Source organism: Microvirga sp. GN3 (assembly GCF_055792825.1).
In genome coordinates, this window is record NZ_JBVVAK010000195.1 from 1 (window position 1) to 12,310 (window position 12,310).

The window sequence follows — 12,310 nt, forward strand, 5'->3', positions numbered from 1 at the left end:
GCGATATCAAGGCCGATGGTGGCAATCTCTGGCATGATGAGTGGCTCCTCTCCGGTTCTTGGACATGCCTATTCTGGCACGTCTGACGCTGGTGGAGGGCGCCATCCACGACATCACGTTAACCAGCATCGGGCGCATTGCGGCGAAATCTTCCGCCCGACAGCTTCAAGCCGCGATATTAGCCGCGACTTTCCACTCCGCCATGGCATTGAGGCGGTGAAGGTGGGTCGCAAGGGCAGAGCGGTGGGAGCAAGGTGGAACGAAGAGATTGCGGATGGCCGAGAAGATCGTGGTGAACCGCTGCAGACCTCCCGCAGATCGGAAGCCCTGCATACTCTGCTCTCGCCGGCGCAAGGGCAGATGCGAATTCTCTGCACGGTTATTAAGCCCCTTGTGCGAGCGATGTTCGACCGTTGGCATGATCTGGCGGTGGGCGGCGGCATAGGAGCCGAGCTTATCGGTGATCATCCGCCGCGGCGCACAGCCTTGCTTCTTCAACAGACGCTTCAGCAAACGTTTGGCCGCCTTGGTGTCGCGCCGGCTCTGGACGATTTCATCGAGGACATAGCCATCCTGATCAACCGCCCGCCAGAGCCAGTGCTTCTTGCCGGCAAGGGTGATCACAACCTCATCGAGATGCCAGATGTCGTGACGGCTCGGCGGCTTGCGCTTGAGGCGACGGGCATAGTCCGGTCCAAACTTCAGAGCCCAGCGCCGGACGGTCTCGTAAGAGACGATGATGCCGCGCTCGAGCAGCATCTCCTCCACCAGCCGCAGGCTCAGCGGAAAGCGGAAGTACAGCCAGACTGCCTGGGCGATGATCTCGGGCGGAAAGCGATGGCGTTTGTAGCTGACGGGCGTGGTCATGCCACAGCTCTTAGGGAAGAAGCCTCTGACCAAAGGTTACCGTGACATCGCCCGCGAGGGCTCGAAATACGGCATCGACGGCTTCCTCAAACTTAAATACATCAACCTCGCCGGGCAGTTCTAGCCTGGGTCATCTGCCAAGGTTGATCTCCAACGATCAACTTTCGCCGACGCCGAGCGGTCACCGGCTATTCAAGTGCTTCAGTGTCTCCAAGAGCCGCGTGCCAATCTCTATGGCTTGCTCTGCTGCGTCTGGATCAACATCAAGGCCGTGCGAGGCCTGGTTCATCGCCTGCAGCGCGACCTCAAACTCACCCACGCCTTCCAGGACGATCCCATCCTGCTCCACCTCCTGGAGCATAGGACCAATTCCGATACTGCCAGTGCTTCGGCCGCGTGCTTGCAGCAGCAGGCGCAACTCGCGCTCGATCTCGATCCGGAGCTTCACAGCCGACATCAAGGGGAATTCGCGAGCAAGCTCCTCAGCAGTCGGCAGGTTGCCTTGGAGCTGACTCGGAAGCGAGGGAGAGAGCCGATACTCAGCGACACCCATTGGTTTGGCGGAGTCACGCAGTGCATACTCCACCACCACGGCGTTCTTTCCCTTGCAGAGGATGATCCCAATGCTCGGACCGTCAGTTTCGTGACGAAGCTGGTCGTCAACGGCTGAGAGATAGAAGTTCATCTTGCCGGCGAACTCCGGCTTGAACTCCTCGATTTTGAGCTCGAGGATTACGAAACAGCGCAGGCGCAGATGATAGAAAAGCAGATCGAGGTAGTAGTCCTGGCCACCAACCTGAAGCGGATATTGGCTGCCGACGAACGCAAAGCCTTTGCCGAGTTCAAGGATGAGCGATCGAAGATGGTCCAGGAGGCTGCGCTCGAGTTCGCGTTCGGACATGTCTGGACCGAGTGTCAAGAAGTCGAAGCTGTAGGGATCCTTGATCAGCTCCCTGGCGAGCTCTGATTGAGGGGCGGGCAGGGTGCGTTCGAAATTGGTGATGGCTTTACCCTGACGATGGTACAGGCCGCTTTCGATCTGGTGGACCAGGATGTTGCGGCTCCAGCCATGCTCGATAGCCTGACGGGCATACCAGAGCCGCTCTGCCGGATCCTTCACGGCCTCGACCAGGCGAACATTGTGGCCCCACGGTAATCGTGCAACAACCTGTTGCACGATCTTCTGATCAGGATAGGCCTCGGCGAACGCCCGCATGTATTTGAGGTTTCGCCCCGAGAGGCCCGTCATCTCCGGAAATGCCCGCCGCAGATCTTCGCCGAGCCGGTCGATCACGCGAGCTCCCCAGCCTTCTGTCGCCTGCCGGACAAGGATGTCACTGCCGATGCTCCAGTAGAGAAGGATCAGCTCCTGGTTGACCGCGACAGCGGCCCGCAGGCGAGCGGCACGGATGCGCTCCTTCAGTTCGCTTAAGAGTGCCGTATATCCGTTGAGTTCCGGTGTGGGAGGTAAGCGCACCATGGTTCAACTCTAGCAGGGGACAACGTGAATCGCTTTAGCCGAAAGCTGTTACTTTTTAGCTCCTGACGCAAACTGTTTTAACGAGATAACATTTCGCATAACATTTTTTATGGAACTAGCTGTTGCCTTCAGCGAATGCGGTCAAAACGGTCTCGAACCTGTAATTCCGGGCTAGCATTGCCTTAGTCGGCCCTCGAGAGTTTTGACAAGAATCCAAACAGGTGCAGTCGTCGATCTACGCCTTCTGCGCACTTCACTCCCATGTGACCTCCGGCACTTTGGCTGGGTTCAACCTCAGTCAGAGAAGCTCCAGGGGCTGGGAATGTTGCGCTGCAATGCCGGAACACGGTGGCAGTGGTGCATGATGCAGGAGGGGCGCATGGGCGAGTGGAAAACGGTCTATGAAGATGAGGTTGAGGGGCGCTGGGTCACGCTCAAAGTCTACGAGAGTGAGGATGCCGAGGATGAGGATGCGGAACTGGTCGTGCGCGTGACAGTAGCCCCCATTGCCGATGGGGCGGGGGAACCGAGCAGGCGGGCGATCAGCCAAAGTCCGTTCCCGAACCAGATGCAGACGATAACTCCATCACCCTGGATCCTGATGCGGTTGAGGATCTCGAAGAGGAGTTGATCGAAATCGGCTTCAGCTCCGAGGCGGCGGCGTGGATTGTCAGCAAGGTTCCAGTGTGAGCTGCGCGGCAGCCGTCAACGAGGGGTAAACGCGCCCCACCCGTTCTATGCTCATTGCGCATGGCAGGGGCGATCACTTTCCGGTTTGTCGCAGGCCGGGTGCGCTGTAGATGCCCCCTCCTCTGCCAGGGCCTCCCCATGGTGGGTTTCCTCCCTAAACTCGGCCACCCCAGCAGGTGGCCTTTTTTCTTGCTGCCCTTGCGTGGCGCCTTCGCGCGTGGGCTGGCTCATCATTGAGGTTGCGTCATGTTTTTGTCAGTTGTTCTGTCAGGCCTTCGCTGCTGGCTGCGTGCTCGTGACACAGCCCGGCACTTGAATGCCCTGTCTGATCGTGAATTGTCGGACATCGGCATTGCCAGGCACGACATCGCGCAAGTGGCACGCCAAGCCACAGAAGCCTGAACTGACTGCCACTGCAGTGAGCCTGGGTGAGGCGACAAGGACGGCAGTGCATCCGTGCCTGTCCTTGTCCCTCAGGCCAACTGGCCACACGGCTCACCTAAAGCGGTTCAATGACAGCCTCATGACGCCGCGGCCGCTGATCGTCGACGGCAATCATTCCTCGAATCTCACCGTAACTTGCTTCTCCCAATCGATAGGGCTGCCGGCCGCTCGGAACGTCCTGATTTCGCCAGCGTCACACCCGTCAGACGACCTGCAGAACTTCTGAACCTTGGTGATCGTCAAAGGGCCAAGGACGCCGTTGAGATGTATGTGCCGCACCCGTTGCAATTCGACGTCTACGGATTGTTTACTCCGGCCGAGACAGGATCTGTGCACCGGGCGCGTGGCGTATCCGCCCGAACAGAGATTCCGGTGCCGTTGGTCAATGGCCCTGGAGGTGTTGGAGGGCCTCCTCTCCACTGATGCCCTGGCTGAGGGTTTCGGACAGCACCCTCAGCCAGGGCGCGCGATCCGACAAGCAGCCCATGTCTGACACATTGGTGCTGGCCCAGAGGAGATTGCCGTGGCCCGCTACTACTTCGATATTCACGATGGCGCACAGAGCGTGCAGGATGACGAAGGCGCCGAATTCGACAGCTTGGACTCTGCCGTGCACGCGGCGGCCCGCTCGGCGGCCGAGATTGGAACGAACCGGCTTGCAAAAGGTGACACCAGCGATGTGGTCATCGAGGTGCGGGACGAGCGCGGTCCGCGGGTCTGCACCGTCAAAGCGTCGATGGAGATCGACTGGCAGGTTCCCCGGCCCCAAGCGCCGCATCCCTGGAGCGCATAATTGCAAAGGTCAGCACAGACCAAAAAGAACCCGGCACGGAGCCGGGTTCGTGTCGATGGGACAGTCAGGAGCATCAAAGGGCTGCTCATTAACGCCTGATGCCACGGTCCCGTTCCTGCAGGGCTCGGTTAGACGCTCCTGCGGCTGCGCGAGAAGTACCAGATGGCTGCGACGACGATGATCACCAGCAGGATGACCCACCAGTAATCCGCAAGGCCGCCCCCAGTCGCTGTGGCGTCTCCGGCGGGTGGGGTTCCGGGCGCAGGGGCAGGCGCGGGGGTCTGCGCACAGGCAGACGAAACGGCCAGGAAGAGGAAGCCCATCAGTGCTGTGAGTTTGCTCATGGCTATGTCTCCAGTTGACGAGGCCCAGCGCATACGGCCTGCTGAATAGCTAAGCTGGGCCAGTCGGTGAACGCCTCATGATAGGGCATGTTCCTATGCAAACCTCCTCTCTGCGCATAAGCTTCACCTGAGAGGACATACGAGGGAGCAGTCGGGATGGTGTTGAAGCGGCAGATCCTGGCGATCCAGGATGTCTATGTGCCTGTGAAGCGGCGGCAAACGCTCGATACCAAGACGGTTGACGCCCTGGCAGAGAGCATGCTGTCCAAAGGGCAGGAAACGCCCATTCTCGTGCGGCCTGATGGCCGCCGCTTTGTTCTGGTTGAGGGATTGCATCGGCTGGAGGCGTGCAAGGCGCTTGGCGAGACAACCGTTCCGGCTTACCTGGTCCAAGCTCGGAAACATTGACCCGCGCCCGATGCGGAATTGGGCCGGATCGGGATGCTTGGCCAAGCGAAAGCAGAGGAGTATTCAGACGAGCGTGGCCGGACCGGTGTTGGAGGCCATTGCCCAGGCGAAGCGGCAGGAGAGAATACCGGGATCTGTGATGCTCCGGTCTAAGCCAACACGCTAACAGGAGTCCCGCGCGGATAACACTGCACGGCCCTTATTCGTGATGACGGCCATGTCCCTATTGGCAGGGCTGACGGTGGCGTATCCGCTGCTGAACAGCCTATGCAGTGTTGGAGTGAGCGCCGTGAGGGCCTCTTCATGCTTCCAGCTGTAATCACCGGCTCGGCCGGAGCGGTAGACGCGGCGAGCGGCCTTGTTCTGGAGAAGCCTGAGAGTGCGAAGCTGCGCCTCAGAGATGGTCATGGATGGTGCCCCTGATGGATGTGTATTTGGGTACGTGGTCGATGTTGAGCTGACGAGCTACGCCTGCGCTCTGAACTTGGTTGCAGGCGGTCTGCCAGTGAAGTGGCTGCAACGAAACTTGGATATCTGACAGCCCAGTCCTACTCCAGACTTTGACGATTTAACGGCTTCCGAAATCAAGGCTGGAGTGGCGCGTGAGGCTATCGCCTCGGCGAAACGGTGGCGGGGATAATGAGATCTGTGAGGTCCTCCACCGCACGCCCCTGACTGAAATATCGGCTTGAGACTGCCTTGGAGCGGCTGTGGCAAAGGGGTACAAGGCCGTGGGCATTCGGCGGAAATGGCACCACAGGAAAGCCTAATCTGCGACCAGCCCTCAAAATTGGAGATGGGACGAGACAGAACTTGAAGGAACGGTGGAAGAACGCAAACGCAATTGTCAGCTGACATCTTGAACTGAGAAAACGAACTTCCGACGAACTTGGACATCAATAATGAGACAAACCGGCGGTCCGTTGTCTCACGTCAAACGTCAATTTTAAAGTCATGCGCTCTCGGTGATCACGGCCTTCGGCTCTGAATTCTGGGGCAACGTTGAAAGGCGATTGTCTCAAAAGACATGTCCAACGCACCGGAAATTCGCAATTCCCATGCACATTCTCAGATGAGCTGCGCACAGCTAAGTGCCTGAGTAAGCTCACAACGGCGTCTCACACCAAAATGTAACGGACAGCGCATTCGTGCAACAAAGCGCATCTGCAAAGGAGAAGATGTGTTTGGTTGATACTGCCGGTGAGCAAACCGGCATATCTTGCACTGAGCCCGAGCGAGTGGGATCGACCTCCTCTCGAATGTGGCTGTCTTTGGTTAATAATGCAGGGCTCAGCGCACAGGGTTGTCGGGATCACTCTGGTTCTTCTTCGAGCGACCGGCACACACCCGACAGAAAGTCCCGGATCCTGTAGAGGCTGAAGGTCATGGGCGTGCTCGCCAAGCTGACGTGGAGCATCCCGATCGGCGAGGCGCCGATCCGGAAGAAGCCGACGAACTCGCTCGCGCTGAGGAGGCCTTTCTGCAGTTTCTGCGAGTATGTTGTGTCATCGGGAAGCGCATTGGTGAGGATCAGGGTCGAGGTGTCGAAGTCGAAGCTCTGCCAGGTCATGGCAAACGGATCGGCCGGATCGGCCTCCTCAATTCTCCCCTCGGCATTGGACCTGACATGCGACAGCGTGGTGCAATGAAGCCGGGCGGCTTCGGCACCGTCGGGCAACAGCGCCGCGCCGGCTGTCAGGAAGGCCGCGAGACGCACTGAAATTACCGTGGCGATCCTCATCGGAGGTTGACCGCGAACCGTGCATTGCACTCCACCCAACCATAACGCTCGCAGGGTCGGAAACCATGTCAAGGCGACTCACAAACGGAGTATGATCCCTTGGCCGAGGCCATGGCCGGTACCGTCACCGCCCGTCGATGCCCAGTCCTCTCGGAGAGGAGGCGTCACTCGCCTGACTCCAGCTGGCCTCACCCATGAGAGCAATGGCGGCGATCCTGCGTTGCCAGTAGCCAGGCTTGGCCGTTAGTCCGCCAATTGGGGGAGCGGCCGGGCTGGCGAGCCCGGAGCGGGTGTCGCCGCATGTGCTGCGGCACGCCTTTGCCACCCACATGCATTCCGGTGGCAAGGATCTGCACGTCCGCCTTGATGAGGATGCCATGAAGCAGCTCGTCGGACGGGCCGGAGGGAACGCTCGCCGCGTGTTGAATGCCCTTGAGACATTGGTGCTCGGATCTGCCCCCGGCTCGACCGTCTCGATCACCGGAGCCATGGTCGATGAGGTCTACCAGGCCTCTCCCCTGCCCTTGGATCGCAAAGGCGACTACCACTACGACACGATCTCGGCCTTCATCAAATCGATGCGTGGATCGAATCTGGACGCCACCCTCTACTGGCTCGCCCGCCTGATCCATTCCGGCGAGGAGCCACGCTTCATCGCTCGCCGTATTCTCATTCATGCCTCGGAGGATGTGGGCCTTGCCGACAACACCGTTCTGCAGACTGCCGCCGCTGCTCTCACTGCCGTCCAGCACGTCGGCTACCCGGAAGCCCAGATCGTCCTAGCCCATGCAGCCTTGCACATCGCCCGTGCGCCGAAGTCCAACTCGGCCTGCCGCGGCATTGGTGCGGCGATGGCCTATGTCAAATCGCAGCCGATGATCCCGGTGCCTCCACACCTGCGGGACGGCACTATGCCGGAGCAGCCAAATTGGGCCATGTCGGCTACCAGTTCCCGCACGCTGCTCCACGCGGCTGCGTCGAGCAGACCTACGCCCCTGGTATTCAGCCGGGCCAGTTCTATCAGAGCGATGGCCGGGGTGGTCAAACATTCGAGGCGCGGGCTGATGCGTGGTGGGAGCGCGTCACTGGTCAGCCGCAGCCACAACATAGGCAGGAAGAACCCGGCAACAGATGAAGGGAAGCCTGGGATGGAGCCATTTCCGTCCCTGCATGGTAGGAGAGGAACGATCCAAGGGCGGAACGAGATGAACGCGGCACCCTTCGAAATCATTCCAGCCTGGCGGATCGCGCGGTTAAGGACAGCCTTGCGCGATGCGGAACAGCGCGGCGCAAACCCGGAGGATGAAGGTCACGATCTTCCCCACCGCGCCCTGCAGCGTCGCTTTGTACTAGCCCGAGGACGCGCGAAGCATGTGCCGAGATGGGCCTCCAGGCCAAAGACTACGCGAAAAGGCCGCAGCTTTCCGCACCTGAAACTGGTCATCATCTGGCGGGCCATCCTGAGCGTTCGCTCTCCGGCTTGGAGGCAGGGCGACGCCGCGCCATTTGGCAGCATTCGCAGAGCGCATGATCAGGCTGTTGCTGCATGCCGCGCCGCTGGCCTTGCGCCACCGCGCTATCGCACGGTCTATGTGTTGGGTAAGATCAAAAACTGACTGATATCACGCAGTGTTCTGGAGGAGTTCCTTAACGGCCGGCTCCAGCTCTGCAACAGGATAAACGCCAGGCGGGAACTCCAGTGTTCGATCCTCGGGCCATGCGATGGTCTGAGCACCAGATGCCAGCGCTGCCTGTGCTCCGGTCGGACTGTCTTCGATTGCTATACACTGATCGGTTGACACGCCCAGCAGCGTCGCCGCGCGCTCATAGGGTTCAGGGTCGGGCTTGCCGTGCACCACATCATTAATCGACACCGAAATGAACCCCGGTTCTTCCAGTCCAAGCACCCGAATATTGGCGTTCACCACGATCCGGTCGGAATTCGACACGAGAGCCTGCCGGAGCCCAAGGCGCTCGAACATTCTCCAGACTTCCAGCGCGCCGGGCCGCACAGCGATCTCTGCCGCATGGGTGGTGTAGTAGCCGTATTTCAGCCTGCGCCATTCGTTGAAGCTCATGGCAGTGCCGAAACTCTGTCGGCATTTCTCGTAGACGACTTTGGCCGCCCGGCCAACGATCTCATGATGAAATTCATCGGGAACCTCCAAGCCTTCCGTTGCCAGGGCATGACGCAGCGCACGAAAGTGCATGGACTCGCTCAGCAGCAGCGTGCCATCGATGTCCCACAGCACAGCCCGGAACCGATGTTGTCCTTGCCCACCTTCGTCTGTGTGTTCGTTCGTCATAAGACCAGTCCTCCGTTGAGTTGTGGGGCGGATCGTTGGCTACGAAGCGCCTTGGCTAGCGGGATTGCTCTTGCCGCAGCCGTCTCACGTAATTGATCAGGCCGTTCGTCGAGCTGTCGTGGTCTGGCACTGTCGCATCGGTTTGAAGCTCCGGTAGGATCCGTGACGCCAATTCCTTGCCGAGCTCGACACCCCACTGGTCGTAACTGTTGATCCCCCAGATGATGCCCTGGACGAAGATCTTGTGCTCGTAGAGCGCGATCAAGGTGCCAAGCCGATGCGGCGTGAGCTTCCGGTACAGGAGCGACGTCGTCGGCCGGTTGCCCTCAAAGACCTTGTGGGGCACGAGCGTCTCAAGGACTTCTCCTGACAGCCCTTTCTTCGCGAGTTCGGCCCTCACCTTGTCCTCCGTCTTGCCGAAGGCGAGCGCCTCCGTCTGCGCCAGAAAGTTGGCTAACAGCTTGTCATGGTGGTCACCCAGCGGTGTTTGGCTCTCCACCGCAGCCAGAAAGTCCGCCGGGATCAGCTCCGTGCCTTGGTGCAGAAGCTGAAAGAATGCGTGTTGTCCGTTGGTGCCCGGCTCGCCCCATAGTACTGGGCCCGTGGCATAGTCCACCCGGCTGCCGTCGCGGCGTACGGACTTGCCGTTGCTCTCCATGTCACCCTGCTGGAAGTAGGCAGCAAACCGGCTCAAATGTTGATCGTATGGGAGCAGGGCCAGGGTCGAGGCACCCAGGAAGTTCCGATACCAGACCCCGAGCAGGCCCATGATAACAGGCATGTTCTGGTCGAGCGGAGCGCTCTGGAAATGCTTATCCATCTCGTGGGCGCCCTCGAGCAGCTCACGAAAGCGTTCAAACCCGACGGCGAGCACGATCGGCAGGCCGACAGCAGACCACAAGCTATAGCGGCCGCCGACCCAGTCCCAGAACTCGAACATGTTGGCTGGGTCGATGCCAAACTGTGCCACTTCCGTAGCATTGGTCGAAACGGCCACGAAGTGCTTGGCCACCGTATCCTCGCCGAGGGCTTTGGTCAGCCAACCCCGGGCGCTGGCAGCGTTGGTCATCGTCTCCTGGGTCGTGAAAGTTTTAGAGGCGACAATGAAGAGGGTGCGGGCTGGATTGAGGCCAGCGAGAGTGTGGGTGAGATGCGCTCCATCCACATTGGAGACGAAGTGCGGCCGCAGGTCTAGCCGCTGATATGGCTTGAGGGCCTCGCACACCATCAGCGGCCCGAGGTCGGATCCTCCGATGCCGATGTTGACGATGTCTGTAATCTTCTCGCCTGTGGCTCCCCGCCAAGCGCCGCCCCTGACACGTTCTGAGAAGAGGCGCATCCTTTCCAGCACCGCGTTGATGCCTGGCATGACATCGGAGCCGTCGACCAGGATTGGTCGGCCGGAGCGATTGCGCAGGGCCGCATGCAGCACGGCGCGGCCCTCCGTGACGTTGATTTTGTCACCCGCGAACATCAGGTCTCGCCAGCCCTCCACATCCAGGGATCGGGCCAGTTCTAACAGAAGCTCCATGGTTTCCTCGTTGACCCGATGCTTGGAGTAGTCGAGCAGCAGATCGCCGAGTTGAAGCGAGAAACGGCTGAAGCGTTCTGGGTCCTGCGCAAACAGCTCACGCAGATGCCGCTCGCCCATGGCTGCGGCGTGCGCCTCGAGCGCCTGCCAAGGCGGTGAGGCGGTCAGTGCTGTCATGAGACTCTCCTCTGGTTCGTTATCGTTCTGCTACTTCCTCAGGCCGAGCCGGGCGGCGATAGCGACCACGGACGACGATGATGGTCATGATGCCTGTGACGATGGCTGGCCAGATCGCCGAGGTTCGTCATCCCAGCCAGCTCGATCTCAATCCAGTTAACCAGCGATATTCTCGAAACACTCTATCCCTTTGTTGACCCAGTGAACCGCTTTCCGCGCTGTTCGCGCCCCCCTCACTCCCTGGATGATAGGGTCTTGAGCTGATGATCTTGATCGTTGTGTTGAACGTCTCATTGTCGGGGATAACCTGCTAAGCACCTGTAACCGATATAGATTCGAGTGTTTGCCGCCAATGGTAATGAGTATATCTGGCTGGCTACCCGACCCTCTGATACGCTGCCGCCAGTCAATTGGATGCTACAATGGATCAAAGCCCTATCGGTCTTCTGGCTCAGATTGAGGCTGCTCGTGATAGCCTGAGCCGATCGGAAGCTCGGGTGGCCGACTACGTCCTGGACACCCCGCAAGGCGTGCTGGAACTCTCGATCGAGGCGCTCAGCAAGGCGGCAGGCGTCAGTGAGCCAACGGTCGCACGGTTTTGCAAGTCGATCGGGTTTTCGGGCTGGAAGGAGTTCAAGATCCAGGTAGCCCGCAGCCTCGGTGGCGGCGTGCCCTTCGTGCATCAGGATGTCAGGGCCGATGATCCGATTGGGGTTGCTGCCGCGAAGGTCATCGACAGATCGGTCAGCGCCCTCCTCTCCGTACGGGATCGACTCGACAGCGGCATTCTCAAGTCGGCCGTTGGGATCCTGACACGCGCCGCGCGCATCGAGTTCTATGGGCAAGGCAGTTCGGGGATCGTAGCGCTCGACGCCCAGCACAAGTTCTTCCGGCTTGGCATTCCAACAGTTGCCTACTCGGATCCCCATGTGCATGCCATGTCGGCCGCATTGCTGGGCCCCTCGGATGTGGTTGTCGCGATCTCGGCTGCGGGCCGGACGCTCGATCTTATCCGGTCGGTCGAGATTGCCCGCGGCGCCGGCGCCCAGGTTATCGGCATCACCACGGGTGGCTCGCCTTTGACCCAGCACTGCAGTCTCACACTGTCGACCGATGTTCACGATGATCAGACCATCTATGCGTCGATGATCTCCCGCCTCACCCACCTTGCCATCATCGACATTCTGGCGGTTTTGGTGGCCCTGGAGCGCGGCCCGGAGCGGATCCGGTCGTTGGAACGGGGCAAGAAGAGCGTGCGCGAAAAACGGTCCGCAACCTAATCGGCCGTTATATTTCATCGAGCGGAGAGTTGCGGTTCGCTGATAGAGTGAAGCCGCCCTGATCAAGTAAATGGCCTTTATGGTCGTACTTGCGCCAACCGTTGCACTGGCCGCGATGTTCGGAATCTAATGATCTTCACTAAAGACCTGCAACGGAGAGACCTGCGTGCCGAAAGAAGCTGGTAATGAGCTCAGGCCGTTGCTGCAGGCGGCCGAACTCGCGGCGGGCCAGGCGGTGCAAGTCGGCGA

The 12,310-nt window shown here is 59.9% G+C and carries 14 protein-coding genes; 7 read left to right on the plus strand and 7 right to left on the minus strand.

From position 1 onward, the window contains the following. Window positions 1-165 precede the first annotated feature (165 nt). Complete coding sequence (locus tag ACS5Q1_RS42045; protein ID WP_473103806.1) at window positions 166-867, minus strand: IS6 family transposase; 702 nt, start codon at window positions 865-867, stop codon at window positions 166-168. On the opposite strand from ACS5Q1_RS42045, the gene ACS5Q1_RS42050 reads away from it, so the two are divergent. Next, entirely contained in the window at window positions 866-991 is a 126-nt protein-coding gene (locus ACS5Q1_RS42050) for a hypothetical protein (protein ID WP_473103807.1), read from the plus strand. The genes ACS5Q1_RS42045 and ACS5Q1_RS42050 overlap by 2 nt on opposite strands. A gap of 57 nt (window positions 992-1,048) precedes the next feature. Here the strand turns inward: ACS5Q1_RS42050 and ACS5Q1_RS42055 are convergent, their stop codons facing one another. Next, a complete protein-coding gene (locus tag ACS5Q1_RS42055) occupies window positions 1,049-2,347 on the minus strand; it encodes a PDDEXK nuclease domain-containing protein (RefSeq protein ID WP_473103808.1) in 1,299 nt (432 codons plus the stop codon). Window positions 2,348-2,726: 379 nt separating this feature from the next. On the opposite strand from ACS5Q1_RS42055, the gene ACS5Q1_RS42060 reads away from it, so the two are divergent. The 3 genes from ACS5Q1_RS42060 (at window position 2,727) to ACS5Q1_RS42070 (ending at window position 4,274) form a co-directional block, all read left to right on the plus strand. After that, the gene (locus ACS5Q1_RS42060; protein WP_473103809.1) at window positions 2,727-2,978 is read left to right on the plus strand and encodes a hypothetical protein; all 252 of its coding nucleotides are present in this window, start codon (window positions 2,727-2,729) and stop codon (window positions 2,976-2,978) included. A 305-nt stretch (window positions 2,979-3,283) separates the two neighbouring features. Continuing rightward, complete coding sequence (locus tag ACS5Q1_RS42065) at window positions 3,284-3,439, plus strand: DUF1127 domain-containing protein (protein ID WP_473103810.1); 156 nt, start codon at window positions 3,284-3,286, stop codon at window positions 3,437-3,439. A gap of 565 nt (window positions 3,440-4,004) precedes the next feature. Continuing rightward, on the plus strand, window positions 4,005-4,274 hold the full coding sequence (locus tag ACS5Q1_RS42070; RefSeq protein WP_473103811.1) for a DUF6894 family protein: 270 nt from the start codon (window positions 4,005-4,007) through the stop codon (window positions 4,272-4,274). Between the two features lie 128 nt (window positions 4,275-4,402). Here the strand turns inward: ACS5Q1_RS42070 and ACS5Q1_RS42075 are convergent, their stop codons facing one another. Beyond that, window positions 4,403-4,618 carry a hypothetical protein gene (locus tag ACS5Q1_RS42075; RefSeq protein ID WP_473103812.1) on the minus strand — a complete coding sequence of 72 codons (216 nt, stop codon included), beginning with the start codon at window positions 4,616-4,618 and terminating at the stop codon, window positions 4,403-4,405. Window positions 4,619-4,774: 156 nt separating this feature from the next. Between ACS5Q1_RS42075 and ACS5Q1_RS42080 the strand changes: the two genes are divergently transcribed. Continuing rightward, window positions 4,775-5,026 carry a ParB N-terminal domain-containing protein gene (locus tag ACS5Q1_RS42080; protein WP_473103813.1) on the plus strand — a complete coding sequence of 84 codons (252 nt, stop codon included), beginning with the start codon at window positions 4,775-4,777 and terminating at the stop codon, window positions 5,024-5,026. Window positions 5,027-5,188: 162 nt separating this feature from the next. Here the strand turns inward: ACS5Q1_RS42080 and ACS5Q1_RS42085 are convergent, their stop codons facing one another. Both ACS5Q1_RS42085 and ACS5Q1_RS42090 read right to left on the minus strand, forming a co-directional pair. Then, on the minus strand, window positions 5,189-5,434 hold the full coding sequence (locus ACS5Q1_RS42085) for a hypothetical protein (RefSeq protein WP_473103814.1): 246 nt from the start codon (window positions 5,432-5,434) through the stop codon (window positions 5,189-5,191). A 904-nt stretch (window positions 5,435-6,338) separates the two neighbouring features. After that, window positions 6,339-6,767, minus strand: a complete 429-nt coding sequence (locus ACS5Q1_RS42090) for a hypothetical protein (RefSeq protein WP_473103815.1) — start codon at window positions 6,765-6,767, stop codon at window positions 6,339-6,341. 236 nt (window positions 6,768-7,003) lie between these two features. Here ACS5Q1_RS42090 and ACS5Q1_RS42095 point away from each other — a divergent pair, with 236 nt between their 5' ends. Continuing rightward, complete coding sequence (locus ACS5Q1_RS42095) at window positions 7,004-8,383, plus strand: AAA family ATPase (protein ID WP_473103816.1); 1,380 nt, start codon at window positions 7,004-7,006, stop codon at window positions 8,381-8,383. 6 nt (window positions 8,384-8,389) lie between these two features. Here the strand turns inward: ACS5Q1_RS42095 and ACS5Q1_RS42100 are convergent, their stop codons facing one another. Both ACS5Q1_RS42100 and pgi read right to left on the minus strand, forming a co-directional pair. Then, window positions 8,390-9,073 carry an HAD family hydrolase gene (locus tag ACS5Q1_RS42100; RefSeq protein WP_473103817.1) on the minus strand — a complete coding sequence of 228 codons (684 nt, stop codon included), beginning with the start codon at window positions 9,071-9,073 and terminating at the stop codon, window positions 8,390-8,392. Between the two features lie 55 nt (window positions 9,074-9,128). Continuing rightward, a complete protein-coding gene (gene pgi / locus ACS5Q1_RS42105) occupies window positions 9,129-10,781 on the minus strand; it encodes a glucose-6-phosphate isomerase (protein WP_473103818.1) in 1,653 nt (550 codons plus the stop codon). 422 nt (window positions 10,782-11,203) lie between these two features. On the opposite strand from pgi, the gene ACS5Q1_RS42110 reads away from it, so the two are divergent. Then, window positions 11,204-12,061, plus strand: a complete 858-nt coding sequence (locus tag ACS5Q1_RS42110; protein WP_473103819.1) for an SIS domain-containing protein — start codon at window positions 11,204-11,206, stop codon at window positions 12,059-12,061. Window positions 12,062-12,310: the final 249 nt, after the last annotated feature.

Coding starts and splice junctions, on each gene's coding strand:
- ACS5Q1_RS42050 (WP_473103807.1), top strand. CDS start 866: ATGCCACAGCTCTTAGGGAAGAAGCCTCTGACCAAAGGTTACCGTGAC.
- ACS5Q1_RS42045 (WP_473103806.1), bottom strand. CDS start 867: ATGACCACGCCCGTCAGCTACAAACGCCATCGCTTTCCGCCCGAGATC.
- ACS5Q1_RS42055 (WP_473103808.1), bottom strand. CDS start 2,347: ATGGTGCGCTTACCTCCCACACCGGAACTCAACGGATATACGGCACTC.
- ACS5Q1_RS42060 (WP_473103809.1), top strand. CDS start 2,727: ATGGGCGAGTGGAAAACGGTCTATGAAGATGAGGTTGAGGGGCGCTGG.
- ACS5Q1_RS42065 (WP_473103810.1), top strand. CDS start 3,284: ATGTTTTTGTCAGTTGTTCTGTCAGGCCTTCGCTGCTGGCTGCGTGCT.
- ACS5Q1_RS42075 (WP_473103812.1), bottom strand. CDS start 4,618: ATGAGCAAACTCACAGCACTGATGGGCTTCCTCTTCCTGGCCGTTTCG.
- ACS5Q1_RS42080 (WP_473103813.1), top strand. CDS start 4,775: ATGGTGTTGAAGCGGCAGATCCTGGCGATCCAGGATGTCTATGTGCCT.
- ACS5Q1_RS42085 (WP_473103814.1), bottom strand. CDS start 5,434: ATGACCATCTCTGAGGCGCAGCTTCGCACTCTCAGGCTTCTCCAGAAC.
- ACS5Q1_RS42090 (WP_473103815.1), bottom strand. CDS start 6,767: ATGAGGATCGCCACGGTAATTTCAGTGCGTCTCGCGGCCTTCCTGACA.
- ACS5Q1_RS42100 (WP_473103817.1), bottom strand. CDS start 9,073: ATGACGAACGAACACACAGACGAAGGTGGGCAAGGACAACATCGGTTC.
- pgi (WP_473103818.1), bottom strand. CDS start 10,781: ATGACAGCACTGACCGCCTCACCGCCTTGGCAGGCGCTCGAGGCGCAC.
- ACS5Q1_RS42110 (WP_473103819.1), top strand. CDS start 11,204: ATGGATCAAAGCCCTATCGGTCTTCTGGCTCAGATTGAGGCTGCTCGT.